Here is a 25,566-nt window from a genome sequence, read left to right as displayed (position 1 = left end):
ACGACGCCGCCGACCCCGCAATCGCTACCCGCGAGTAACTAACCCGACCCCGCCCGGGGTCCACGTGCACCGCCGACGGCGTCGGTCGGCGAGTGCGCCCCTTGCCCGCCGGAGCCCCTTCCAGGCGGGCGGCCGACCTGACCGCTCACACACCGTGCGATGCCGAACCCACCCGCTCCGCCAGCTCGTCGAGCGACCACGGCGGCGCATTTCTCGCGTGTCCGTATCGCACCTCCGGGAACTCGTCGTTGCGGCATCCAGTTGTTCAAACTATAGTCCAGACACATGTCCAGTTTTCAGAGATCGCTGTGACACTCATCCGACTCGGAAGCGAAAATCCATGACTCTGCGCCCCACCGACAGCTCTGCTCTCCTGATCGACGGCAAACTGGTTCCCGGTTCCGGCGGCACGTTCGACGTGATCAACCCGGCCACCGAGGAAGTGCTGGGGCGGGCCACCGACGCGACCGAGTCCGACATGGACGCCGCCATCGCCGCGGCCCGGCGGGCCTTCGACCACACCACGTGGTCCCGCGATCACGCCTTCCGCGCCCGCTGCCTGCGACAACTGCGCGACGTACTGCAGTCCTACATCGAGGAACTGCGCGACATCACCATCGCCGAGGTCGGCGCGCCTGCCTTCCTCACCAGCGGACCACAGCTCGAGGGCCCAGTCGCCGACCTCGGCTATTTCGCGGACCTCGCCGAAAGCTATTCCTGGAAACAGGATCTGGGCGTCGCCGAACCGATGGGCATCAGAACCCGCCGACGCGTCCTCAAGGAGGCCGTCGGTGTGGTCGGAGCCATCACGCCGTGGAACTTCCCGCACCAGATCAACTTCGCCAAGATCGGTCCCGCACTGGCAGCAGGCAACACGGTGGTGCTCAAACCCGCCCCGGACACTCCCTGGTGCGCCGCACTCGTCGGGCACCTCATCGCGGAGGAGACCGATCTCCCGGCGGGCGTCGTCAACATCGTCACGTCGAGCGACCATTCCCTCGGCGCGCAACTCTCGACCGACCCCCGGGTGGACCTGGTGTCGTTCACCGGGTCGACCACTACGGGGAAGGCCGTCATGGCGGCGGCGTCCGAGACGTTGAAAAAAGTGTTCCTCGAACTCGGCGGCAAATCGGCGTTCATCGTGCTCGACGATGCCGACCTCGCCGGGGCGTGCGGGGTCGCCGCGTTCACCGTGTCCACCCACGCGGGGCAGGGGTGCGCTATCACCACCCGGTTGCTGGTGCCCCGCGAGAAGTACGACGAGGCAGTCGAGGCCACGGCGCGCACGCTCGGCGGGCTGAACGCGGGCGACCCTACGAAACCCGGCACCATCTGCGGGCCACTCATCTCCGCCCGGCAACGTGCCCGCGTCGAGGAGTACCTGCGACTCGCCCGGGAGGAGGGCGGCACGATCGTCGTCGGTGGCGGCCGCCCGGCCGATCGGGACCGCGGATTCTTCGTCGAACCCACCCTGATCTCCGGTCTCGACAACACCGCGAGGGTGGCACGGGAAGAGATCTTCGGGCCGGTGCTGGTGATCATTCCCCACGACGGCGACGACGACGCGATCCGCATCGCGAACGACTCGCCGTACGGCCTGTCCGGTTCGGTGTGGGGCACGGATCCCGCACGGGTGCAGCACGTGGTCGACGGCGTGCGCACGGGGACGCTCAGCGTCAACGGCGGCGTCTGGTATTCCGCCGACGCCCCGTTCGGCGGATACAAGCAGTCCGGAATCGGCCGCGAGATGGGCGTGGCCGGTTTCGAGGAATACCTGGAAACCAAGCTGGTCGCGGAACCGGCCCAATAGGACAGGGAGTCAATCGGTATGGGACGTTTCGACGGCAAGACGGCCATCGTCACCGGTGCCGCACAGGGTATCGGCGAGGGCTACGCGCGCGCCCTTGCCCGTGAGGGCGCCAACGTGGTGGTGGCCGATCTCAACGCGGAACTCGGCGAGACCGTGGCCAAGCAGATCAGTGCCGACGGCGGGACCGCGGTGTTCAAGGACGTCGACGTCGCCGACGAGGATTCGGCGAAGGAACTAGCGGAGTTCACGGTCGAGAAGTTCGGCGGCATCGATCATCTGGTGAACAACGCCGCGATCTACGGCGGCATGAAACTCGACCTCCTCATCACCGTGCCGTGGGACTACTACAAGAAGTTCATGGCCGTGAACTTCGACGGCGCCCTCAATGTGACTCGCGCCGTGTGGCCTGCGATGAACGAACGCGGCGGCGGCTCGATCGTCAATCAGTCGTCGACGGCGGCGTGGCTGTATTCCGGTTTCTACGGTCTCGCGAAGGTCGGTATCAACGGCCTCACCCAGCAACTCGCCCACGAGGTGGGCGGCATGAACATCCGGGTCAACGCCATCGCGCCCGGACCGATCGACACCGAAGCCACCCGCACCGTCACGCCGGGAAATATGGTGGCAGACATGGTCAAGACGTTGCCGCTCAAACGGATGGGCACCCCCGACGACCTCGTCGGCGCGTGTCTGTTCCTGCTCTCCGACGAGGCGAGCTGGATCACCGGGCAGATCTTCAACGTCGACGGCGGACAGATTTTCCGATGACCACGACAGAACAGGTGTCCGTCGGCTACATCGGCCTCGGCAACATGGGTGCGCCCATGGCGAAGCGGCTGCTCGGCCGGCCGGGCGGACTCATCGTGTGTGACACCCGGCCGGAGGCGCTGGAGCCGTTCGGCAGGGCGGGCGCGAAGGTCACCTCGAGTCCGCGGGAGGTGGCGGAGAACGCGGACGTCATCTCGGTGACCGTGCTGAACGACGAGCAGGTGCGCGCGGTGGTCACCCAGATTCTCGACGCCGCGCGGCCGGGAACCGTCGTGGCGGTGCACTCCACGATCAGCGACGTCACCGCCGTCGAACTCGCCGACCGCTGCCGGGTGCACGGCGTCGACCTGATCGACGCACCCGTCAGCGGCGGCGCACCAGGCGCGCACCAGGGGAAGCTGGCGGTGATGGTCGGGGCGAGCGACGCCGCGTTCGAGAAGGTCCGGGAACCGTTCGAGCACTGGGCCGAACTCGTCGTGCACGCCGGAGACGTGGGCGCGGGCACCCGGATGAAGCTGGCGCGGAACCTGCTGCACTTCGTCTCGTTCACGGCTGCCGCCGAGGCGCAGCGGCTCGCCGAGGCCGCCGGTCTCGACATCACCGAACTCGGAAAGGTAGTCCGCCACACCGACGCGATCACCGGTGGTGCCGGAGCGATCATGCTCCGCGACACCACCGACGCGCTCGACGAGAACGACAACTGGTACCCGATCATGACCCACGTCCGCGACCTCGGGGAGAAGGATTTGTCGCTGGCGATCGGGCTCGGCGAACGACTCGACGTCGCGCTGCCGCTCGCACGACTCGCGCTCACGGGCCTGGGACCGGGACTCGGCGTCGACAGCACCGTGGACAAGAAGGAACAACCATGACCGACGACACCCGCGCCCGCGGCCTGGCCATGATGGAGAAGGTCTACGGATTCGAGATGCAGGACGGCCCCGGCGCGCATTTCGCCGTCACCGCCGACCACCTGTTCGCCGACATCTGGTCGCGGCCGGGACTGAGCATTCGCGACCGCCGGCTTCTGCTCCTCGGCGCGCTCACCGCGCAGGGACTCGTCGACGTCGCCGAGATCCAGGTGGGGGCGGCCCTGCACAACGAGGAACTGGACGACGATCAACTCCGGGAGATCGCCCTGTTCCTGTGCCACTACGTGGGCTGGCCGTTGGGGACGAAACTCGACGCGATGATCGGCGGGGTGCTACACAAGCGGAAGAAAGCGGCCAGAGCGGCCGCCCCGGACGCAGAGGCCACATGAGCACCGAACATCTGACACCAGAGCTACTTCGACTCGCCAACTCCGTCCCCGGCTTCATGCCGGAGGACGAGGGGACGGCCCTGCACGAGGCCGCGATGCAGTACCTGACGCCCGGTGGCGTGGGCGTCGAGATCGGCACGTACTGCGGTCGTTCGACGATCTACCTCGGGGCGGCGGCTAAGGCACGTAGGGCCCGCGTCGTCACCGTCGATCACCATCACGGTTCCGAGGAGCACCAGCCGGGCTGGGAGTATCACGAACCGGCGTTCGTCGACCCGCACACCGGTCTGCTCGACACGGTCGGCCGGTTCCGGCACACGATGGCCGATTCCGGGCTCGAGGAGTACGTCGTGGCCGTGCTCGGCCGGTCGTCGACTGTCGCGGCGTTCTGGCGGACCCCGGTGAACTTCGTGTTCATCGACGGCGGTCACACGTCGGAGGCGGCATCCGCGGACCTCGAGGGGTGGGCGCCGTGGGTGAACGTGGGCGGCGCCCTGGTGATCCACGACGTGTTCCCCGACCCCGCGGACGGCGGGCGGCCGCCGTTCGAGATCTACGAACGGGCCCTGGCGACAGGACAATTCAAGGAGACATCCGTCACCGGATCGCTGCGGGTTCTCGAGCGGGTCGGCGGTCAGACGGGCGAACCGCTGGCGTGACAGTAGTCGCCGCACCGATCGAGGCCGATCGGTAGTCCCACGGGCAGCGCCGCGTCCCGGAAGATTCCGTGTCCGGGCGTGGTGCGGGACAACGCGTCCGCGGCGAGGATCATCGCACCACCCGTCCACGTGGTCTGCTCGACCGGCCACCGTTTACCGTCGCTGTAGACGAGGCCGGTCCAGTACGAACCGTCCGGATCCCGCAGGTGCTGCATGGCGGTGAACTGCGCGAGCGCCCGGGTGCGCTCCCCCATCGCGTCGAGTGCCAGCACCAGTTCGCACGTTTCGGCGCCGGTCACCCACGGCCGGTGGTCCACGCAGCGGATGCCGAGTCCCTCGACCACGAAGTCGTCCCACCGCGAGTCGATGCGATCCGACGCCGCCGCACCGCGGACGGCGCCTCCGAGGATCGGGTAGTACCAGTCCATGGAGTATTCGTCCTTGATCGCGAACGACTCCGGATGCTGCCGGATCGCGTGGCCGAGCGTGTATTTCGCGAACTCCCATTCCGGCTGCGGGTCGTCGACCAACCGCGCGAGCAGGAGACCGCAGTGCAGGCTGTGGTGAATGCTGGAGTTCCCGGTCAGCAGCGCCTCGGTGCAGTCCTGACCGTTCTCGCCGCGGGCCCACCAGATTTCGCCGCTGAGCGCCTGCATGTCGACGACGAAGTCGAGGCCGCCCTGCACCGACGGCCACAGCCTGTCGACGAAGTTCCGGTCACCGGTGATCAGGTAGTGATGCCACACCCCCACCGCGAGGTAGGCGCAGAAGTTGCTGTCGGAATCGTGATTCTCCACCGCCCCGTCGCGGAACTTCATCGGCCACGACCCGTCCGGGCGCTGCACGCGCCGCGACCACTCGTACGCGCCCTCCGCCTCGTCGAGCAGTCCGGCGGCGGTGAGGGCCATGGCCGATTCGACGTGATCCCACGGGTCGGTGTGCCCGCCCGGAAACCACGGCAGCGCCCCCGACGACTCCTGCGCTGCCGCGATCGACCGTGCCGTCTGCCTGACCTGGCTCTCCGACAACACGTTCGGTACCGACGGGACGCCGGCGGCTCTCACCGCGGCGCCTTCACCACGCTCGGCTCCCTCGGCTTCTCGAGGTAGAACACGACGCTCTTGCCGACCACCGGGTTGAGGACCTTCTCGGCGGTGCGCGTCAGCCAGGGGGCTTTCATCATGTCCCACACCAGAACCTGGTGATAGGCCTTCGCCAGCGGGTTGTCGTTGTTCTCCACCCCCACCGCGCACTTGAGCCACCAGTACGGGGAATGCAGGGCATGAGCATGGTCCCGGCCCCGGACCTCCAGACCGGCCGCCGTCAGCTTCTCCGCCAGTTCGTCGGCGCGGTAGATGCGGACGTGGCCGCCCTCCACCTCGTGGTACGCGTCGGACAGCGCCCAGCAGATCTTCTCCGGCAGCCACCGCGGAACCGTCACGGCCGCAACGCCACCCGGTTTGAGGATGCGAGTCAGCTCGGCGATGGCGCGGCCGTCGCGGGGCACGTGCTCGAGGACCTCGGAGATGAGGACCACGTCGAACGACGCGTCCTCGTACGGCAGGTTCAGCGCGTCGCCGACCTCCACTCGCGCCGACGCGCCTGCGGGGACCTCACCGACCTCGGCCATCGCCACGAACATCTTCTCGACGTCCGCGAGTTCGTCGGCGTTCTGGTCGAAGGCGATGACGTCGGCGCCGCGTCGATACAGCTCGAACGAGTGCCGTCCGGCACCGGCCCCGATGTCGATCACCTTGTCGCCGGGCTTCACACCCAGCCGGTCGAAGTCCACGGTCAGCACGGTCGGCCTCCTTCACGGGTCTGCTCTATCGCTTCGGCATACGTCTGCGCGGTTCTCGCGGCCACCGCCGCCCAGCTGTAGCGGTCGAGCACGCGTCGCCGGCCACCGTCCCCGAGCCGGGACCGGCGTTGCGGATCGTCGAGCAACGCGCCGAGGACGTCCGCGAGTTCCTGTGGGTCACCGGGGGTCACCAGCACACCCGCCTCCTCATCCGTTCCCACCACCTCGGGAATGGCGCCGGCGCGGCTGGCGACCAGCGGGGTGCCGCACGCCATCGCCTCGACGGCCGGCAGCGAGAAACCCTCGTACAGCGACGGGACGCACGCGACGTCGGCGGACGCCAGCAGCGCGGCCAGTTCGGCGTCGTCGATGCCCGACACGGTGCGGACGACGTCGCCGATGGCCAGTTCCTCGATGAGCTTCTCCGTCACTCCCCCGGGTGCGAGCTTGGTGACGAGCACCAGTTCCACGGCTCGCTCGGTGTGCACCTTCGCGACCGCCTCGAGGAGCGTCGACACGCCCTTCAGCGGCATGTCGGCGCTGGCGACGCACACGATGCGGCCCGGAACCCGCGCGGCGGCCGGGGGTCGGAAGACCTCGGTGTCCACACCCAGCGGGATGGTCTTCAGGTTCGCGGCGGGAACGTCGAACGCCGCACTGATGTCGTCGGCGGAGGACTGCGACACCGTCAGCAGCGCGGGGATCGCGCGCGCCACCCGTTTCTGCATGCGCAGGAAGCCGTACCAGCGCCGGACCGTCACCTTCCGCCACCACTTCGCCGACGCCAGGTCCAGTTCGCGGTCGCGGGTGATCGGATGGTGAATGGTGGCGACGACGGGGAGCCCGGCCTTCTGGAGTTGCAGCAGCCCGTACCCGAGGCACTGGTTGTCGTGCACCACGTCGAACTCGCCGGCGCGCTCCCTCAGCAGTCGCGCGGCCCGGAGGCTGAACGTGAGCGGCTCCGGGAACCCGGCCGTCCACATGGTCGCGACCTCGAGCACGTCGACGGCGTCGCGGATCTCGCGCGGGTGCGGCGTTCGAAACGGATCCGGCTCGCGGTACAGGTCGAGGCTGGGGACCTTCGTCAGCGTCACCCGGGGGTCGACGTCCGGGTACGGCTGACCCGAGAACACCTCGACCTGATGGCCGAGTTCGACCAGCTCACGGCTGAGATGGCGGACGTACACACCCTGCCCACCGCAGTGGGGCTTGCTTCGGTACGACAAGAGTGCGATGCGCACGGACTTCGACCTCTCCTCGAGCAACTGGCACGCAATACTAGAACACGTTCTTACCCGAGTGTGTCCTCATTCCATCCAACCGCACTCACTCACCCCACCGCGGTCGACTCGCGCAATCCCTCGAGTTTTCCCGCCAGACGCCCGAGGTAGGCAAGGACCGCCTCCTCGCTGCGGTCGGGCACTCCGTACACCACTTCGGTGACGCCGAGGTCCTTCCAGCGGCGCAACTTGTCGACGTCCGGTTTGCCGTCGAGCACGACGATCCGCGGTTCGCCGTCCCGGCCCGCGTCGTGCCACATCCGTCGCAGCGCGGCCACGCGGTCGTCGATGTCCTGCTCGATCGGGGTGGTCATCCAGCCGTCGGCCGACTTCACGATCCATCTGAAGTTCTTGTCGTTTCCGGCGGCGCCGACGATCACCGGAGGCACCCGCACCGGCTTCGGCCACGCCCAGCTCGGACCGAAGCTCACGAACTCGCCTTCGTACGACGCCTCGTCCTGCGTCCACAGCGCGCGCATCGCCTCGAGGTACTCCCGCAGCATCGTCCGGCGCCGGCCCGGCGGGACGTTGTGATCGGACAGTTCGTCCAGATTCCACCCGTACCCGACGCCGAGGATCACCCGTCCACCGCTGAGGTGGTCGAGCGAGGCGATCGTCTTGGCCAGCGTGATCGGGTCGTGCTCGACGGGCAGCGCCACCGACGTGCCCAGTTCGATCCGCTCCGTGACCGCTGCCGCCGTGGCGAGGGCCACCCACGGGTCGAGGGTGCGCATGTACCGGTCGTCGGGCAGCGACGCGTCTCCCGTCTGCGGATGCGCCGCGTCGCGTTTCACCGGAATGTGCGTGTGCTCGGGCACGTAGAAGGAGTCGAACCCGTTGGCCTCCGCACCCCTCGCGGCCGAGGCCGGCTCGATCCCGCGGTCACTCGTAAACAACGTTATGCCGAATTTCACGAATTCTCCTTGGCCGAGAGCCTTTTCCTCCATGCACATTAACTTCTGGACACCTGTTTATCAATGTGTCCAAACATGTCTCCAGTTCGCCGCGCAGCCGGACGAACGGGACGCTCGTTCGATCTGACGCAACGGGCGTCCCGTTCGGCAGGTGAGCGGCAAAGCGTGCCCCGGCACACTTTGCCGCTCACGTGCTCAGGCGCCGTAGACCGGGACCGGGGGTTCGGCCTTCGCGAGCAGGTCGGCGACGACGGGCCCGATCTCGTTCGGCTCCCAGCGCGCCCCCTTGTCCTGGGTGGGGCCGTGCCGCCAGCCCTCGGCGACGGTGATCTTGCCGCCCTCGACCTCGAACACGCGTCCGGTGACGTCCTTCGACTCCACGCTGCCCAGCCACACGACGAGCGGGGAGATGTTCTCCGGCGCCATCGCGTCGAAACCCTCCTCGGGCGCGGCCATCGCCTCGGCCATCGCGCCGCCGGCGCCGACCGTCATCCGGGTGCGCGCGGCCGGGGCGATCGCGTTGACGGTGACCCCGTAGTTCCTCAGTTCCGCTGCCGCCTGGATGGTCATCTCCGCGATCCCCGCCTTCGCGGCGGCGTAGTTGCCCTGCCCGATCGAACCCTGCAGTCCGGCACCGGAACTGGTGTTGACGATCCGGGCGTCGACGGCGTTGCCCGCCTTCGCCTCGGCCCGCCAGTACGCGGCGGCGTGGCGCAGCGTCGCGAAGTGACCCTTCAGGTGGACGCGCACCACGGCGTCCCACTCCTGCTCGCTCATCCCGACGAGCATGCGGTCGCGCAGGAACCCGGCGTTGTTCACCAGCACGTCGAGGCGCCCGTACGTGTCGATCGCCGTCCGGATCAGATTCTCCGCCCCAGCCCAGTCCGCGACGTCGTCGCCGTTGACGACGGCCTCGCCGCCCGCGGCCACGATCTCCGCGACCACCTGCTCCGCCGGACTCTCGCCGGTGGCGGAACCGTCGATTCCGGCCCCGATGTCGTTGACCACGACCTTCGCACCCTCGGCGGCGAAGGCCAGCGCGTGGGCACGTCCGATTCCGCGTCCGGCGCCCGTCACGATGACGACGCGACCGTCGACCACTCCACTCATGCGTTCTCCTTTGTCGATGCTGTAGTTGACGTAGATGGTGTTGCCGCCGCCAGGAAGGCGGGGCGTTCGCCGCCGCCGTGGACCGTGAGCGTGGACCCGCTGACGTAGGACGCGAGCGGGGATGCGAGAAAGACTGCACAGTTCCCGACGTCCTCGGGGACCGCCATCCGGCCCAGCGGGACGGTCTCCCCGACCGCGGCGATCCCGGCGTCGTCGCCGTAGTGCAGGTGCGCGAGTTCAGTCTGCACGAGGCCCACGACGACCGCGTTGACCCGGACCTTCGGCGCCCACTCGACCGCGAGGCTGGTGGTGAGGCTGTCGACCCCCGCCTTCGCCGCGCCGTATGCCGCGGTGCCCGGCGACGGCCGGGAGCCGCTGACGCTGGAGATGTTCACGATCGCGCCGCCCGAGGCCTGTGCCTGCATCACCGCGTTCGCTGCCTGTGAGACGAGGAGCGGGGCGAGCAGATTCAGTTCGACGATCTTGGAGTGAAACTTCGGGCTCGCCTCCGCGGCGAGCGCGAAGGGTGCGCCACCGGCGTTGTTGACGAGGACGTCGAGTCGGCCGTGCCGCTCGACGATCCGGTCGACGAGGCCCTGCACCTGCTCCGGATCGCGGATGTCGCACGGGAGGAACTCGGCGGCGCGACCGTCCACCTCGACCGGTTCGTCGCCCGGTCTCCGGGCGCAGGCCACCACCGTGGCGCCCGCCCGGAGGAAGGTGCGGCTGATGCCTGCACCCACCCCGCGAACACCGCCGGTCACCAGCACGACTGCTCCGTCCAGATTGAAACGCGTTTCCATCGTGCTACCCTACCAAGCAATTGCTTGGTGCGTGAAGTGCGGATCTGACGAGGAGAAAACAGTGGGAATTCGGAGCGAGACAGATCCGGGGGGCATCGCCACGGTCACCGTCGACTACCCGCCCGTGAACGCCATCCCGTCCCGGGGCTGGTTCGAGTTGGCCGACGCCATCCTCGACGCGGGCCGGAACCCGGACACTCACGTGGTGATCCTGCGAGCCGAAGGGCGCGGGTTCAACGCCGGCGTCGACATCAAGGAAATGCAGGCCACCGACGGGTACGGCGCACTGGTCGACGCCAACCGGGGCTGCGCGGCCGCGTTCGCCGCCGTCTACGACTGCGCCGTCCCCGTCGTCGTCGCGGTCAACGGATTCTGCGTCGGCGGGGGCATCGGCCTGGTCGGCAACGCCGACGTGATCGTCGCGTCCGACGACGCCGTCTTCGGACTGCCCGAGGTCGACCGCGGCGCGCTCGGCGCCGCCACGCACCTCGCCCGCCTCGTCCCGCAGCACATGATGCGCACCCTGTACTACACGGCGCAGAACGTCACGGCCCGGCAGTTGCAGCACTTCGGGTCGGTGTACGACGTGGTGCCGCGGGAGAAACTCGACGACACCGCCCGCGACATCGCAGCCAAGATCGCAGCCAAGGACACCCGGGTGATCCGCTGCGCCAAGGAAGCCATCAACGGCATCGACCCCGTAGACGTGAAGACCAGTTACCGCCTCGAGCAGGGCTACACCTTCGAACTCAACCTCGCCGGAGTGGCGGACGAGCACCGCGACGAGTTCGTCGAAACCGGGAAGCCCCGCTCCAACTCGAACAACAGGAAAGGCTGACATCCATGGCGAACAGGCGCGACAAGAGGATGTCGCTCGACGACGCCGTCGGGGAACTCCGCAGCGGAATGACCATCGGCATCGGCGGCTGGGGTTCGCGCCGCAAGCCGATGGCGTTGGTCCGGGCGCTGCTGCGCTCCGACGTCACCGACCTCACCGTCGTCACCTACGGCGGCCCCGACCTGGGACTGCTGTGCTCGGCGGGCAAGGTCAAGAAGGCGTACTACGGTTTCGTGTCCCTCGATTCGGCCCCGTTCTACGACCCGTGGTTCGCGAAGGCGCGCACCGCAGGCGAGATCGAGGTCCGCGAAATGGACGAGGGCATGGTCAAGTGCGGACTGGAGGCCGCCGCCGCCCGCCTGCCGTTCCTGCCGATCCGTGCCGGGCTCGGCTCCGACGTCCGGAACTTCTGGGGCGACGAACTGCGCACCGTCACCTCCCCGTACCCGGATGCGTCCGGCAAATCGGAGACCCTGATCGCGATGCCGGCGCTGAATCTCGATGCGGCACTGGTACATCTGAACCTCGGTGACAAGCACGGCAACGCCGCCTACACCGGGGTCGACCCCTACTTCGACGACCTGTACTGCGCGGCGGCCGAGAAGCGGTTCGTCTCCGTCGAGCGGGTGGTGGAGACCGAGGAACTGGTGAAAACCGTTCCGCTGCAGAATCTCATCCTCAACCGCATGATGGTCGACGGCGTCGTGGAGGCACCGAACGGCGCTCACTTCACCCTGGCCGGCGACAGCTACGGCCGCGACGAGAAGTTCCAGCGCCACTACGCCGAAGCGGCGAAGACCCCCGAGGCGTGGCAGCAGTTCGTCGACACCTACCTGTCCGGCAGCGAGGACGACTACCAGGCCGCCGTGAAGAAATTTGCAGAGGAGTCCAAGGCATGACCGAGACGATCACCGAAGTCACCCGCGCGGAGTACTGCGCGATCGCATGCGCCGACATCTTCTCCGGGGCAGGCGAAATCATGGCCAGCCCGATGGCCACCCTGCCGCTGATCGGCGCCCGGCTCGCGCGACTGACCACCGAACCCGACCTGCTCATCACCGACGGCGAGGCCCTGATCTTCGCCGACACCCCGGCGGTCGGCGCGAAGGCCCCGATCGAGGGCTGGATGCCGTTCCGGAAGGTGTTCGACGTCGTCGCGTCCGGTCGACGCCACGTGGTGATGGGCGCCAACCAGATCGACCGGCACGGCAACCAGAATCTGTCGGCCTTCGGTCCCCTGCAGCAGCCGACCCGGCAGATGTTCGGCGTCCGCGGCGCGCCCGGCAACACGATCAACCACGCCACCAGCTACTGGGTGGGCAAGCACACGTCGCGGGTGTTCTGCGATCAGGTCGACATCGTCTCGGGTGTCGGCTACGACCGGATCGATCCGGAGAACCCCGCCTACCGCTTCCATCACCTGCACCGGGTGGTGAGCAACCTCGGGGTGTTCGACTTCGGCGGGCCCGGGCACACGTTCCGGGCGCTGTCGCTGCACCCCGGTGTCGCCGCCGAGCAGGTCGCGGAGAACACGTCGTTCGAGGTGGCGGGATTGGCCGACGCCCCGGTGACCCGGGAGCCGTCCGAGGAAGAACTGCGGCTGATCCGTGAGGTCCTCGACCCCCGCAGCCTGCGCGACCGGGAGGTGTCGCTGTGAGCACGCTTCGCACCGCACTGACCGAGCTGGTCGGTGTCGAACACCCTGTGGTGCAGACCGGAATGGGCTGGGTCGCCGGACCGCGACTCGTCGCCGGCACGGCCAACGCCGGCGGTCTCGGCATCCTCGCGTCCGCGACGATGACGTACGAGGAACTCGAGGCGGCCGTCGCCAAGACCAAGACGCTCACCGACAAGCCGTTCGGCGTGAACATCCGCGCCGACGCCACCGACGCCCCGCAGCGCATCGACCTGCTGATCCGGGAGAACGTGCGCGTCGCCTCGTTCGCGCTGGCACCGAAACAGGAACTGATCGCGAAGCTGAAAGATGCCGGGGTGGTGGTCATTCCGTCGATCGGCGCCGCGAAGCACGCGAAGAAGGTGGCGTCGTGGGGCGCCGACGCCGTCATCGTGCAGGGCGGGGAGGGCGGCGGGCACACCGGCCCGGTGGCCACCACCCTGCTGCTGCCGTCGGTGCTCGACGCCGTCGACATTCCCGTCGTCGCGGCCGGCGGTTTCTACGACGGCCGCGGACTCGCCGCCGCCCTCGCGTACGGTGCCGCAGGGGTGGCCATGGGCACCCGCTTCCTGCTCACCCAGGAATCCACGGTCCCCGATTCCGTCAAGCAGGAATACCTCGCCCGCGGCCTGCAGGACACCACCGTCTCCCGCAAGGTCGACGGCATGCCCCACCGTGTCCTCAACACCGAACTCGTCGACAGCCTCGAGCATTCCGGCAACCTGCGTGGGCTTGTCGCGGCCGCCCGCAACGCCTCGAAATTCAAGGCCATGACCGGCATGAAATGGTCGACGCTCGTCAAGGACGGCCTCGCCATGAAGAAGTCCAGCGACCGCACGTGGCAGCAGATCATCATGGCGGCCAACACCCCGATGCTGCTCAAAGCCGGTCTGGTCGAGGGCAATACCCACGCCGGCGTCCTCGCGTCCGGACAGGTCGTGGGGCTTCTCGACGATCTGCCCACCTGCAAGGACCTCATCGACGGCATCGTCGCCGACGCGATCAAGCGGATCGACGCGCTGGGAGCCCTCCGCGCCTGAACGAACGGGACGCTCGTTCGATCTGACGCTACGAGCGTCCCGTTCGTCCTACAGCGCGCGGTACACCGCGGTCTCGAAGTCGAGGTAACCGCCGAACGAGGCGGCGTCGGCGAAGGGCAGGATCTGCGTGGCCCAGAACCCGGCGATGCCGTTCTCCCGGTCGATCCAGTAGAACAGGTTCGCCAGACCCGCCCAGCCGAGAGCGCCGGCCGGGCGTCCCGTCGGGGCGGGCTCGTCGTTGACCATGAACGTGTACGCCCAATTCTTGGGCAGGCCGGGGAAGAACTCGGCATCGTTCGACAGCGCCGGGATCACACCCCGCAGCCCGGTGACCTCCTGCCCGTCCAATCCGCCACGCACCGCCTCGGCGACGGTCGCGGCCGCGAGCACCCGGCCGCCGGGTGCCTCCCCGTCCCGCAGCCACATCCGGAGGAACTTCAGGTAGTCGGGAACGGTGGTGTAGAGCCCGTGGCCGCCCATGTGGACCTCCGGGTCCTGCGGCAGCACCATCTCGGGCAGCGGCACGAGGGTGCCGTCGTCGGCGCGCTGGTGCACGACGGCGAGCCGGTCGCGCATGTCGCCGGTGAGCGTGAAGGCGGTGTCGTTCATCCCCAGCGGTTCGAAGATGCGCTCGCGCATCACCTCTCCCAGGCGCTGCCCACGCACGGCCTCGACGACCAGACCGCACCAGTCGATGTTCGAGCCGTACATCCACCGCTCGCCGGGATCGAACAGCAGCGGCGTGGTCAGGGCCTTCTTCGTGCCGGTGATGACGCTCGGCCAGCCGTGTTCGTCGGCGAGGCGTCGGTACTCCTCACTGAAGAACGGGTAGCCGAAACCGGCCGTGTGCAGCAACAGCATCCGGGTGGTGATGTCTCGCTTCGGCGCGCGGAGCACCGGTTCGCCGTCGTCGTCGAAGCCGTCGAGGACCTGCAGTTCCCCGATCTCCGACAGGTACCGGGCGGCCGGCGCGTCGAGATCGAGCAGGCCCTCTTCCACGCACTGGAGCGCCGCCGTTCCGGTGACGGCCTTCGTGGTGGAGAAGGCGGCGAACACCGTATCGGCGGTCATCGCCACACCTGAGCCGACGGACCGCTCCCCGGCCACCCCCGAGTACACGACGCCGTCGCGGTCGGTGAGCATCGCCACCACACCCGGGACGCCGGCGTCGTCCTGCGTCAGTTTCTGCAGGTCCGTGTCGGTGACACTCGCGAAATCATCTCTCATGGTTCCTCCTGTGTTCGGTTCCGGCGTCGGCACCAGGGCCGAGGATCGGAACGGACACTACGGAGCACACTGTGACGTGGACCACCTCGATTCGGCGGCACGGCTGTCGGATTTCGGCACTACCGGCGACGGGCGCGGGCGAGCGCGCGGGACGGGTTCTCCCCGAACCGGCCCCGGTAGGCCGCGGCGAAGACACCCATGTTCACGTAACCCCAGCGCGCGGCGACGGACGACACGGTGCACTCGTGCGTCGCGGCGATGAGTTCGTCGTGGATTCGCTGCAACCGCACCTCGGTGAGGAAACGGTTCGGAGTGGTCTCCCGGTAGCGGCGAAACGCCCCCGACAACGCCCGCACACTCACCCCCACCGCCGCTGCGACCTCGCTGACCGTGGGCAGTTCCGCGGCGTGCTCACGCATGTAATGCTCTGCGCGCCCGACGTATTCGGGGGCCACGTCGCTCCTGCCGCCGTCGAGTGCGACCCCCGCCGCCGCGGCCCATTCGGCGAGCAGGTGACCGAGGAGCATCTCCTGAAGGTGAATGCCCGGGCGGCCGTGAGCGATCCGGTCGGGGTCGGCGGCGATCGAGCGCACGGCGTACGCGAGGAGCGCGTTCCACGCCGACTGCTGCCCGTCCCCGATCACGCATTTGTGTTGCCACAGGCGGTCGTCGGGCCGGTATCCGAACCACCGATCGGCGGCGTCGGCGACCAGGCGGTGCGGCACCGTCAGATTCAGCTGCAGATCCGACTGGTCGAATTCGATGTAGTGCTCGATGCGGCTGCAGTCCACCAGGAACGTGCCACCGGAGCCGACCTCCACCTCCGCCGCGCCGACCCGGTGCCGGGCGCATCCGCGGATCGTCGTCAGGACAAGGATGTTGCCGGCGTCGGCGGAGATGTCGTCGACGGTGACCGGGATCCCGTACCGGAAACGCGTAAGGGTGATGTCGCCGATGGACGCCGAGAACATGCTCGACTGCGGCTGCAGGAGCCGCCCCGAGGCCCGCACGCGGTACGGCATGTACACCTGGTCGGACCAGGCCCGGATCTCGTCCCAGTCCGAAGACGACGCGGCCGACGGCACTGCGACGTCGGACAGCGGATCCAGCGAGTGCACGACCTCCACCATCCGGAGCGTAGAGCACACCGGCCGGTCCCGACACTCCCCGATCGGCCGGGCCACCCAACCCCCTCGGACGAACGGGACGCTCGTTCGATCTGACGCTACGAGCGTCCCGTTCGTCCGGCTAGGAGGAGGCGGCGGCGGACGCGGCCTTCGCGGCGATGCGCGCCCGGACCTCCGGTCGTCGCAGCGGCGGCACCGTCTGCGGCGGTTGCTTGCGCGCCGGCAGTGCGGCGAGGAGTTTCGTGGTGGCCTCGGTGACGACGGCAACCGCCTCCTCGAACGGTTCACGGTTGGCGTCGGAGAGCTTCTGGATTCCGCTGACCTTCCGGACGTACTGACGCGCCGCCGCCTCGATCTCCTCCGCGGTGGCCGCCGGTTCGAGTCCGCGCAGCTCGGTGATGTTTCGGCACATGACTCGACGATAGCGCCGCCCGGTCCTCCGCGCGGCTCGTCGGCGGCCACTAGCTGCGAGCCGACTCCAGCGCGTCGGCGTCCGAAGGCACGGCGTCCGCGGGCACGGCGCCGGTCTCGACGTCCGGGAGCGGGGTGCGGGAGCGCGCGGCCAGGACCGCGGCGCCGAGCAGGACCAGCGCGACGAGGCACTGCGAGCTGCCGATGACCTCGCGGACCGCGGCCTCCACCCATCCGGACGAGGACGATTGCAGCACGAAGTTCGGGCCGATCAGGAAGATGAGCGTCGCGGCGCCGACCACCGGCCGCCAGCTGCGGTACTGCGGTGCGATCAGGATCGGAATCAGCAGGATGCTGTACGCCCAGTGGTGGGTGACGGCGAACGGCGCGGCGAGCAGCGAGGCCAGGGCCACGATCGACAGCGCGATCAGGTGTTCACCCGACCGGGTGAACCGGTACGCCGACCACGCGGCGGCAGACACGATGACGGCCGCGCTGAGCACCCAGAGGATGCTGGCCAGCCGGCCCTCCGCCCCGAGCCGGGCGATGACACCGGTGACGGCCTGGTTGCGGAAGAAGTCGGGCGCGCCCGCGCGGCCGGTGGCGAAGAATTCGGTGGTCCAGAACCACACCGACGACTGCGGCAGCAGCCAGAAGCCGAGTCCGACGGTGACGAGGATAGTGGCGAGCGACCGTCCGATCGACCGGTAGTCGCGACGGACGAGCAGGACCAGCAGAAAGGCTGCCGGGGTGATCTTGATTGCCGCGGCGAGGCCGATCGCGATTCCGCGGAACCGCTTCGGGATCACCCCGGTGCAGTCGGCGACCACGAGCGCCATCAGGATGATGTTGATCTGACCGAAGTCGAAGTTCGAGCGCATCGGCTCGAGGAGAAGGACCGGCCCCATCGACAGCAGGGCGAGAAGTTCGGGGCGGCCGACGTCGAGTTTCGACAGCGCCACCTTGACCATCCACCACACGAGCCCGAGGTTGAGGGCGCACCACAGCGCCTGCAGGACGGCGGGGTCGATCTCCGCCATCGGCGCGAAGAGGATCGCCGCGAACGGTGCGTAGATGAACCTGAACCCGGAACTGCTCGGGAAGTCCGCGGAGTAGAGCGGCAGCCCGCTGACGAAGGCGTGGCCGGCGTCGCGGAACACCGAGAGGTCCATCAGGTAGCCCGTTGCCGCATCGAACTCTCGGTAGGCCACCACCCCCACGGAGAGGACGCCCACGAGGAGCGCGACGGCGGGCAGACGATAATCCCTGAACTTCGATTCACTCTGTAACAAGAATTTGTTCTTTCATGATCGGCGTCGTGGTCAACGATCCACCGTAGCGGGCCGTGACCCAATCGTGACAAAGCCGAGGTCGTGGCGCCCGAATCGCGAGGTTCGTCCCAGTTTGTATAGACCGGTACGGTGCAATTGTGCCCGGACGCCCTCACCGACACCGGGCACACCGAACTCGTGCACCGTCTCGACGCTCAGATCCGCAGTGCAGCACGAGAGTTTTCACCGTTCTTCGCCGCGATCTGCTGCCTCGGCGCACTGGGGCGCGTGGCCCGCCGCGCAACGCGTCAGCCCGTCCCGAACGTCCCCTCGAGCCGGTTCCGCGACCCGGGGTGCACGAGCCGGGCGGCGCTGACGAGTCCTCGCGAGGACCAGGTGCGGCGCCGGATCAGCAGGCAGGGTTCGGAACGCTCGATGTGGAGGAGCCGGCATTCGTCGGGCGATCCGAGGATCGCTTCGACGACGTGCTCGCCCCTCGTCAGCGGGGCTTCCACGCTCAGATAGTGATTGGGCGTCTGCTGGGTGAAGTCCTGATCTAGATACCCTGGCGCCTCGGCGGGATTGACGAACCGGTCTTCGAGCTGGATCGGCGTGTCGTCCTCGTAGTGGATCATCAGGGAATGGAACACCTTGCCGCGGATGGAATCCCGGATGAAGGCGTTAGCCGGATCGGCGTCTTCCTCACGCACGTACACCACTTCGGTTCGATGCCGATGTCCGCGCTGCTGGATCTCGTCCGCGATGTTCTTGACCTCGAACAGCGGCGACGCCGTCTTCGTGGCCGCCACGAACGTGCCCACCCCCATCAGGCGCACCACGAGACCCTCGGCGCTGAGTTCGCGCAGCGCGCGGTTGATGGTCATGCGGGACAGCCCCAGAGCGCCCACGAGCTGATTCTCCGAAGGCAGCTGATCGCCCTCCTGCCAGCGGCCGGCGTTGATCTGCGACACGATCAGATGCTTGACGCGTTCGTACGCCGGGGCCGACTCCGTCCCCGGTCCGTTGTACAACGCAGCAAGCTCCGCGTCGACTACTGCGATCTCTACCACTGACACCCATTCCTCTGCGGCACCGACGAACTTCCCGTGCAGTCGGCCGTCTGCAGTCTATCGGCCGACTGCACGGGTAAGCCGCAATCGCGCGGTGCGCCCGGCGTCACCTCACCATGCTGCGGAGTTGCCTGGTCGCGACGGAGAGGGCGGCCAGGTCGTGCTCACCAGATTCCGTGACGGCGTCGAGGGTGTGACGGGCCCGCGCCAGCCGGGCCGCGTTGCGGTCCTCCCACTCCCCGATCTTCTGTTCCGCCGTGTCCGCGATTTCGCTGCCCGCGATCACGTCGAGGCACAGCGCCCGGATCGTGTCGTACAACTCGTCACGCAACGACAGCCGGGCCAGCGCGTTCCACCGGGTGCCCCTGCCGAGCTGCGAGACGCCGACGAGAAGGTGCACCAGCCCGAGGCACTCCCCCAGCCGGTAGTACACCTCGGCGACCTCGCGGGGGTCGCGTGCGGTGATGTCGGCGATCTCGACGATGTCGAGGAGCGCGAACCGGTCGAGGAGGAGTTGCACCCGCCCGGCCAGGTCGACGGGAACACCGCGGGCCACGAGCGCGGCGGTGCGGCTCCGCAGGCTCTCCGCATCCTCGCCGCACAGCCAGCCCGCGACGTGCGGGGTCAGGTCCGCGACCCGGTCACGGAATCGGCTGATCTCCGCCCCGACCGCCAGCGGCTGGGGCCTGCGGGTGAGCATCCACCGCGACGCCCGGTCGAGCAGCCGACGGGTGAACAGCGTCAACTCGTCCGACAGCGCGGCGTCGAGTTCGGCGTCCCGGATGTCGCGGCGCAGCGACGGCAGGTCGAACACCTCCGAGACCACCGCGAACGCGCGCACGGCGTCGGCGCCGCTCGCACCGGCCTCCTCCCCCAGCCGGAAGGCGTACGTGATGCCGCCGTTGTCGACGACGTCGTTGGTGAGGACCGTCGCGACGATCTCCCGGCGCAGCGGGTGTTCGCCGATGGCGTCGCCGAACGACTCCCGGAGCCGGCGCGGGAAGTACCCGGCGAGGGCGTCCGCGAACGCCGGGCTGTCGGGCAGGTCGCCGGACAGGAGATCCGATTTCAGGGCCAGCTTGACGTGGGCCATCAGCGTCGCGAGTTCGGGTGAGGTGAGTCCCGTTCCGGCGCGCTCCCGGGCGGCGAACTCCTTTCGGGACGGCAGCACCTCGATGGCGCGGTCCAGCCCGTAGCGCCCTTCGAGGTGGCCGACGAGCCGTCCGTGCACCGCGACCGACGCGGCGGCGTCGGCGCGGCCCGTGCCCAGAACGTCGTTCTGGGCGATGTTGTCGGAGAGCACGAGAACAGACACCTCCTCGGACATCTCGGCGAGCAGACCCGCGCGATCCTCCGCGGCGAGACGGCCTCCGCTGACCAGACCGTCGAGCAGCACCTTGATGTTGACCTCGTGATCGGAGCAGTCCACCCCCGCCGAGTTGTCGAGAGCGTCCGTGTTGATGCGCCCGCCGTTGCGGGAGAATTCGATGCGTCCCAGCTGGGTGAGGCCGAGGTTGCCGCCCTCACCGATCACCCGCGCCCGGACGTCGGCGCCGTCCACCCGCACGCCGTCGTTGCCCTTGTCCCCCACGTCGAGGTGGATCTCGGCGCCCGCCTTCACGTACGTCCCGATCCCGCCGTTCCACAGCAGGTCCACCGGCGCCCGCAGGATCGCGCGCACCAATTCGGGTGGTGACAGTTCGGTGGTCCCGGGTGCCAGCCCGAGCGCGCGCCGCGCCTCCTCACTGACCGGAACACTCTTCCTCGATCGTTCCCACACACCGCCGCCCGCGCTGATCAGGTCGGGTGCGTAGTCCGCCCACGACGAGCGCGGCATCGCGAAGAGGCGTTCCCGCTCCGCGAAGGACGCGGCCGCGTCGGGATTCGGATCCAGGAACACGTGCCGGTGATCGAACGCGGCGACGAGCCGGATGTGCGGGCTGGCCAGCATTCCGTTGCCGAACACGTCGCCGCTCATGTCGCCGATCCCGACGGCCGTGAATTCCTCCGACTGGGTGTCGACCCCCATCTCCCGGAAGTGCCGTTTCACGCTCTCCCACGCGCCGCGTGCGGTGATGCCGAGCGCCTTGTGGTCGTAGCCGACGGACCCGCCGGACGCGAATGCGTCACCGAGCCAGAATCCGTACTGTGCGGCAACGTCGTTCGCGATGTCGGAGAAGGTCGCGGTGCCCTTGTCCGCGGCGACGACGAGGTACGTGTCGTCGCCGTCGTGGCGCACCACCCGCGGCGCCGGGATCACGGCACCGCTCGCGAGGTCCACGTTGTCGGTGACGTCGAGCAGTCCGCTGATGAAGCTGCGGTAGCAGCGCACCCCCTCGGCGCGCTGCGCGTCCCGATCCCGTGCCGGGTCGCCGGTGGGGGCCGGTGGACGCGTAACGACGAACCCACCCTTCGCGCCGACGGGCACGATAACCGAGTTCTTGACCGCCTGCGCCTTCACCAGGCCGAGCACCTCGGTGCGGAAGTCCTCCTTGCGGTCGGACCACCGCAGGCCGCCCCGCGCGACGGCGCCGAAGCGCATGTGCACGCCCTCCACCCACGGTGAGTAGACATAGATCTCGAAGCGCGGCCGTGGCTGGGGCAGTTCCGGGATCCGCTGCGGATCGAATTTGAACGACAGGACGCTGCGTTCGCGCCCCCGGTGCGCGTAGCGGTTGGTGCGCAGCGTCGCCAGCACCACGTTGAGGTAGGCACGCAGGATGCGGTCGGCGTCGAGACCGAGCACGTCGCCGATCGCCGCTTCCAGCGAGCCGGCCAGGTCGCCGGAATCCCCTGCGCAGTCCGGGTCGAATCGCGCGGCGAACAGCCGGATCAGTGCCTGCGAGATCTCCGGGTGATCCCCGAGGACAGTCGCGATGTGGTTCTGGCTGTACGGGAACCCGCCCTGCCGGAGGTAACGCGCGTAGGCCCGCAGCACCTCCACCTCCCGCCAGTCGAGGCCCGCCCGGAGCACGAGTTCGTTGAAACTGTCCGTCTCCGAACGCGATTCCCACGCCGCGGCGAACGTCTCGGTGACCCGTCGCGGCAGTCCGTCGTCCACCCGCCCCGCCGCCGCGTGGCAAATCCCGAATTCGTACATCCAGCAGTCTGTTCCGCGACTGTTCACGACCGTGTACGGGCGCTCGTCGAGCACGGCGACACCGAGGCTCTGCAGGATCGGAAGCACGTCGCCGAGTGAAGCGGGCGCACCGCCGACGAAGAGGGTGAAGCGCCAGTCGGCGGCGTCGCTCGCCTCGAGCCGAGTGTCGATCGCGCCGTCCGTCAGACTCTCGAACACCGCCAGATCCGCATGGGCGCGCCGGGTGTCGAAGTCGTGCTTGTACCCCTCGGGGAAGTGGTCCGCGTAGTGCGCGAGGAGGTCTCGTTCGACCGCACCGGAATGACCGCGGAACCGGTCTTCCCACGTCCGGCAGGCCCGGGAAATCCGGCGCTGAATCTCCAGGCGCCTCGTGTCCGTCACCTCGGTGCCCGCCGGGACGCGCATCGTGAAGTGCACCATGGCCAGCGGGTACTCGGACACGTTGGTGGTGTATTCGACGGCGGTGCCGGTCAACTCGTCCAACAGGACCCGCTGGGCCGCCAGACGGGTGCGGGTGTTGTACCGGTCGCGGGGAATGAACACCAGCGCCGACATGCTGTCGCCGACGGCATCCGCACGCAGGAACAGGTGGATGTGTTCGCGGGCGGTGATCCCGGCGACCTCGGTGAGGGCCGAATGCAGCGAGTCCGGGCTCGCCGCGAACAACTCGGTCAGCGGCAGCGCCTGCACGACCTGCAGCACGGCCTGCCCGGAGAAGGAATCGATGTCGAAGCCGGCGCGGTCGAGCAGCGCCCGCACCCGGCGGCCCGCACCCGGAATGTCCAGGACGTTCTCGTGTCGGCCCGCGGGCGTGAAAACGCCGACGAAACGGTGCTCGACATCTGCGGCGCGGACACCGACGACGGACGGATACGACGACCGGTGCACGGACACCGGAAGCGCCGCCTGCCCGATCGCGAGTACGGGCCCGGATCCGGTGACCTGCGGGCGATCATCCTCCCGGTCGTGGAGCACGCCGAGACTCTCCCGTGATGCGCCGTCGTCGCCGTACCGCGCATATCCGAGAACGGTGAAGTTGCCGGCTTCGCACCACCTCAGGAAGTCGGCGGCCTCCCCGAGTTCTTCGGACAGCGGGTCCTGCCCGGCCTGCGCGTCGAGTTGCTCGGACACCTGGATCTGCAGTTCGCGCATGCGCGCCAGATCCGCGTTGACGCGGCGGACGTCGGCGAGGACGGCGGTCAGGGATTCGACGAGTGCCCCGACGACGGAGTCGGTGGTGTCGGAGCGCAGACCCACATGAATCCAGGACTCCGCCGTCCCCGCGTCGGCGGCCGGACGCACGTCGCTGAGGGTGCCCGACTCCGTGCGGCGGGCGACGAGGACCGGATGCAGTGCCTCCGCGATGGGGGCGCCGACCCTGGCCGCGGTCAGGAGCACCGATTCGACGAGCAGCGCCATGTCGTCGGTGACGATCTGCACCGCGGGTCCGATCCCGCTGGGGTCTGCGGCTTCGAGGCCGCGCACGACCGCGGTGCCGGGGATCCGGTGCCGCCCCGTCTCGAGATGGGTGTTCGCGATTCGATCGCGCACCTCGGGATCCGCGTTCTCGGCATAGGGGTGACCTGCGGTGCGGAGGTAGAGGTCGAGGAAGCGCTCACGCGTCTCCTGGTCGGAAAACAGCTGCTCATCGCCCTCGAGCGAGTGTGAGGACGTCGAAATTACTCTCATGTCAGTACCTTCCGTCGGGAGCATCGGGACTCCCGGCTGGTGCAGTGGCGGGCCGGCACGCTTCTCGGCTGGGTCCTTGGAGAACGCTTGACAGGGGGTTGTCTATACAGGACTATACATCTAAGGCGATAAAAAACGTGAGTCAGAGCACACTGGATTCAGGACATGGGACAGAGCACCCGGGACCGACCAGCAGCTGCCGGACTCGTCACAGAGAGACACAGGCCTATGACACACGAGGGACCTCCCGAGATCAGCCTCGCGCCGGAGCGTCGCACCATCGACGTCGTCCCGGACGACGAGCGCCACGGATCTCCGCGCAGCCAGTTCACGCTCTGGTTCGGCGCCAACATGCAGATCACCGCGATCGTGGACGGCGCCCTCGCGGTCGTCTTCGGCGCCGACGCACTGTGGGCCATCGTGGGCCTGCTGATCGGCAATATCTTCGGCGGCGCCGTCATGGCCCTGCACTCCGCTCAGGGACCGCGCCTCGGCCTGCCGCAGATGATCTCGAGCCGGGCCCAGTTCGGCGTTCTCGGCGCCGTGCTCCCGCTCGTCCTCGTCGTCCTGATGTACCTCGGGTTCGCCGCGACCGGCAGCGTCCTCGCCGGTCAGGCCGTGAACGAAATCCTCCACATCGACAACGCCACCGTCGGCATCCTCATCTTCGGCGCGATGACCGCGTTCGTGGCGGTGACCGGGTACAAGCTCATCCACGTGGTCGGCAAGGTCGCGACCGTCGTCGGCATCATCGGCTTCACCTACCTCCTGTTCCGCCTGTTCGCCGAGTACGACGTGGCCGCGTTCGTCGGGATCAAGGGCTTCGACATCGTCACGTTCCTCCTCGCGATCTCGCTCGGAGCCGGCTGGCAGCTGACGTTCGGACCGTACGTCGCGGACTACTCCCGCTACCTGCCGCGCTCGACGAGCGAACGCAAGACCTTCTGGTCGACGTTCGCGGGCAGCGTGATCGGCTCGCAGTGGTCGATGACGCTCGGCGCGCTCGTCGCGGCCGTCGCCGGCGATGCGTTCCTCAGCGACCAGGTCGGCTTCATCGGCGAACTCGCCGGACCCGCCGTGATCGCCCTGATGATCTACCTGGTGATCCTGGTCGGGAAGCTCACCGTCAACTGCCTCAACGCGTACGGCGGATTCATGTCGATCCTCACCACCGTGACCGCGTTCAACGGGCAGTCGCGCATCTCGTCCCGGGCCCGCACCCTGTACATCATCGGGTTCGTCGCCGTGTCGATGCTGATCGCGATCGGTGCCAGCGCCGACTTCCTCAACAACTTCAAGAACTTCGTCCTCGTGCTGCTGATGGTCTTCACCCCGTGGAGCGCCATCAACCTGATCGACTACTACCTCATCTCCAAGGAACGGGTCGACATCCCGGCCCTGTACGACCCCGCGGGCCGCTACGGCCGCTGGAACAAGACCGCGATGAGCTGCTACGCCCTCGGCGTCGTCGCGCAGATCCCGTTCCTCGCACAGAAGCTCTACACCGGCCCGGTGACGGACATGCTGGGCGGCGCGGACATCTCGTGGATCGTCGGCATCGTCTTCACCGCCGCGATCTACTACCCGCTCGCACGGCGCAGCAGCAACCCGCCCCCGGCCATGATCTACCCCGAACACACCGCCATGGCTGATTCGCGACAGTGAATTTCGCTGAACCCCAGACTCTTCCACCTCTCTCGTTCGACCATCAA

Annotated in this window: 22 protein-coding genes; 10 read left to right on the top strand and 12 right to left on the bottom strand. The window is 68.4% G+C overall.

Features of this window, described 5'->3' with window-relative positions; all coding sequences use genetic code 11:
* Nucleotides 1-340 precede the first annotated feature (340 nt).
* The 5 genes from ROP_RS23605 to ROP_RS23585 are packed head-to-tail and all read left to right on the top strand — an operon-like array spanning nt 341 to nt 4,498.
* Nucleotides 341-1,810: an aldehyde dehydrogenase gene (locus tag ROP_RS23605; protein ID WP_015888523.1), complete on the top strand. Its 1,470-nt coding sequence runs from the start codon at nt 341-343 to the stop codon at nt 1,808-1,810.
* 18 nt (nt 1,811-1,828) lie between these two features.
* Complete coding sequence (locus ROP_RS23600) at nt 1,829-2,578, top strand: SDR family oxidoreductase (RefSeq protein WP_015888522.1); 750 nt, start codon at nt 1,829-1,831, stop codon at nt 2,576-2,578.
* Nucleotides 2,575-3,450: an NAD(P)-dependent oxidoreductase gene (locus ROP_RS23595; protein ID WP_015888521.1), complete on the top strand. Its 876-nt coding sequence runs from the start codon at nt 2,575-2,577 to the stop codon at nt 3,448-3,450. Before ROP_RS23600 ends, ROP_RS23595 begins: the two co-directional genes overlap by 4 nt.
* On the top strand, nt 3,447-3,839 hold the full coding sequence (locus ROP_RS23590; RefSeq protein WP_015888520.1) for a carboxymuconolactone decarboxylase family protein: 393 nt from the start codon (nt 3,447-3,449) through the stop codon (nt 3,837-3,839). The genes ROP_RS23595 and ROP_RS23590 overlap by 4 nt, the downstream gene beginning before the upstream one ends.
* A complete protein-coding gene (locus ROP_RS23585; RefSeq protein ID WP_015888519.1) occupies nt 3,836-4,498 on the top strand; it encodes a class I SAM-dependent methyltransferase in 663 nt (220 codons plus the stop codon). The genes ROP_RS23590 and ROP_RS23585 overlap by 4 nt, the downstream gene beginning before the upstream one ends.
* Here ROP_RS23585 and ROP_RS23580 read toward each other — a convergent pair.
* The 6 genes from ROP_RS23580 to ROP_RS23555 form a co-directional block, all read right to left on the bottom strand.
* A complete protein-coding gene (locus tag ROP_RS23580) occupies nt 4,474-5,562 on the bottom strand; it encodes a prenyltransferase (RefSeq protein ID WP_015888518.1) in 1,089 nt (362 codons plus the stop codon). The genes ROP_RS23585 and ROP_RS23580 overlap by 25 nt on opposite strands.
* Complete coding sequence (locus tag ROP_RS23575; RefSeq protein ID WP_015888517.1) at nt 5,559-6,299, bottom strand: class I SAM-dependent methyltransferase; 741 nt, start codon at nt 6,297-6,299, stop codon at nt 5,559-5,561. Before ROP_RS23575 ends, ROP_RS23580 begins: the two co-directional genes overlap by 4 nt.
* Nucleotides 6,293-7,540, bottom strand: a complete 1,248-nt coding sequence (locus tag ROP_RS23570; protein WP_015888516.1) for a glycosyltransferase family 4 protein — start codon at nt 7,538-7,540, stop codon at nt 6,293-6,295. Before ROP_RS23570 ends, ROP_RS23575 begins: the two co-directional genes overlap by 7 nt.
* A gap of 89 nt (nt 7,541-7,629) precedes the next feature.
* Nucleotides 7,630-8,526, bottom strand: a complete 897-nt coding sequence (locus tag ROP_RS23565; RefSeq protein ID WP_419789305.1) for an LLM class F420-dependent oxidoreductase — start codon at nt 8,524-8,526, stop codon at nt 7,630-7,632.
* 162 nt (nt 8,527-8,688) lie between these two features.
* Nucleotides 8,689-9,603 (bottom strand): SDR family oxidoreductase, encoded by a 915-nt coding sequence (locus ROP_RS23560; protein WP_015888514.1) that lies wholly within the window; start codon nt 9,601-9,603, stop codon nt 8,689-8,691.
* The gene (locus tag ROP_RS23555; RefSeq protein WP_015888513.1) at nt 9,600-10,406 is read right to left on the bottom strand and encodes an SDR family oxidoreductase; all 807 of its coding nucleotides are present in this window, start codon (nt 10,404-10,406) and stop codon (nt 9,600-9,602) included. Before ROP_RS23555 ends, ROP_RS23560 begins: the two co-directional genes overlap by 4 nt.
* A gap of 61 nt (nt 10,407-10,467) precedes the next feature.
* Here ROP_RS23555 and echA20 point away from each other — a divergent pair, with 61 nt between their 5' ends.
* From echA20 to ipdC, 4 genes are read left to right on the top strand one after another with little or no spacing between them, the layout of a single operon-like run.
* Nucleotides 10,468-11,244, top strand: coding sequence for a (7aS)-7a-methyl-1,5-dioxo-2,3,5,6,7,7a-hexahydro-1H-indene-carboxyl-CoA hydrolase (echA20, locus tag ROP_RS23550; RefSeq protein WP_015888512.1), 777 nt, complete (start codon nt 10,468-10,470; stop codon nt 11,242-11,244).
* A 5-nt stretch (nt 11,245-11,249) separates the two neighbouring features.
* Nucleotides 11,250-12,143, top strand: coding sequence for a cholesterol ring-cleaving hydrolase subunit IpdA (gene ipdA / locus ROP_RS23545; protein WP_015888511.1), 894 nt, complete (start codon nt 11,250-11,252; stop codon nt 12,141-12,143).
* Nucleotides 12,140-12,901: a cholesterol ring-cleaving hydrolase subunit IpdB gene (gene ipdB, locus ROP_RS23540; protein WP_015888510.1), complete on the top strand. Its 762-nt coding sequence runs from the start codon at nt 12,140-12,142 to the stop codon at nt 12,899-12,901. Before ipdA ends, ipdB begins: the two co-directional genes overlap by 4 nt.
* Nucleotides 12,898-13,959, top strand: coding sequence for a (3aS,4S,5R,7aS)-5-hydroxy-7a-methyl-1-oxo-octahydro-1H-indene-4-carboxyl-CoA dehydrogenase (gene ipdC, locus ROP_RS23535; RefSeq protein ID WP_015888509.1), 1,062 nt, complete (start codon nt 12,898-12,900; stop codon nt 13,957-13,959). Before ipdB ends, ipdC begins: the two co-directional genes overlap by 4 nt.
* Before the next feature lie 48 nt (nt 13,960-14,007).
* On the opposite strand, the gene ROP_RS23530 is transcribed toward ipdC, so the two are convergent.
* From ROP_RS23530 to ROP_RS23505, 6 genes are all read right to left on the bottom strand, one after another.
* The gene (locus tag ROP_RS23530) at nt 14,008-15,186 is read right to left on the bottom strand and encodes a serine hydrolase domain-containing protein (RefSeq protein WP_015888508.1); all 1,179 of its coding nucleotides are present in this window, start codon (nt 15,184-15,186) and stop codon (nt 14,008-14,010) included.
* 119 nt (nt 15,187-15,305) lie between these two features.
* A complete protein-coding gene (locus ROP_RS23525; protein WP_015888507.1) occupies nt 15,306-16,316 on the bottom strand; it encodes an AraC family transcriptional regulator in 1,011 nt (336 codons plus the stop codon).
* A 118-nt stretch (nt 16,317-16,434) separates the two neighbouring features.
* Entirely contained in the window at nt 16,435-16,725 is a 291-nt protein-coding gene (locus ROP_RS23520) for a DUF2277 domain-containing protein (protein WP_015888506.1), read from the bottom strand.
* 49 nt (nt 16,726-16,774) lie between these two features.
* Nucleotides 16,775-18,016: a glycosyltransferase family 87 protein gene (locus ROP_RS23515; protein WP_015888505.1), complete on the bottom strand. Its 1,242-nt coding sequence runs from the start codon at nt 18,014-18,016 to the stop codon at nt 16,775-16,777.
* Nucleotides 18,017-18,303: 287 nt separating this feature from the next.
* On the bottom strand, nt 18,304-19,071 hold the full coding sequence (gene hutC, locus ROP_RS23510) for a histidine utilization repressor (protein ID WP_043825206.1): 768 nt from the start codon (nt 19,069-19,071) through the stop codon (nt 18,304-18,306).
* A 100-nt stretch (nt 19,072-19,171) separates the two neighbouring features.
* Nucleotides 19,172-23,854, bottom strand: a complete 4,683-nt coding sequence (locus ROP_RS23505) for an NAD-glutamate dehydrogenase (protein ID WP_043825204.1) — start codon at nt 23,852-23,854, stop codon at nt 19,172-19,174.
* Nucleotides 23,855-24,082: 228 nt separating this feature from the next.
* On the opposite strand from ROP_RS23505, the gene ROP_RS23500 reads away from it, so the two are divergent.
* Entirely contained in the window at nt 24,083-25,519 is a 1,437-nt protein-coding gene (locus ROP_RS23500; protein WP_015888502.1) for a purine-cytosine permease family protein, read from the top strand.
* The last annotated feature ends 47 nt before the right edge of the window (nt 25,520-25,566 follow it).

This window comes from Rhodococcus opacus B4, assembly GCF_000010805.1.
GTDB classification, from domain to species: domain Bacteria; phylum Actinomycetota; class Actinomycetes; order Mycobacteriales; family Mycobacteriaceae; genus Rhodococcus_F; species Rhodococcus_F opacus_C.
The sequence above is the reverse complement of the archived record's forward strand: the minus strand, read 5'-3'. Positions and strand labels throughout refer to the sequence as shown.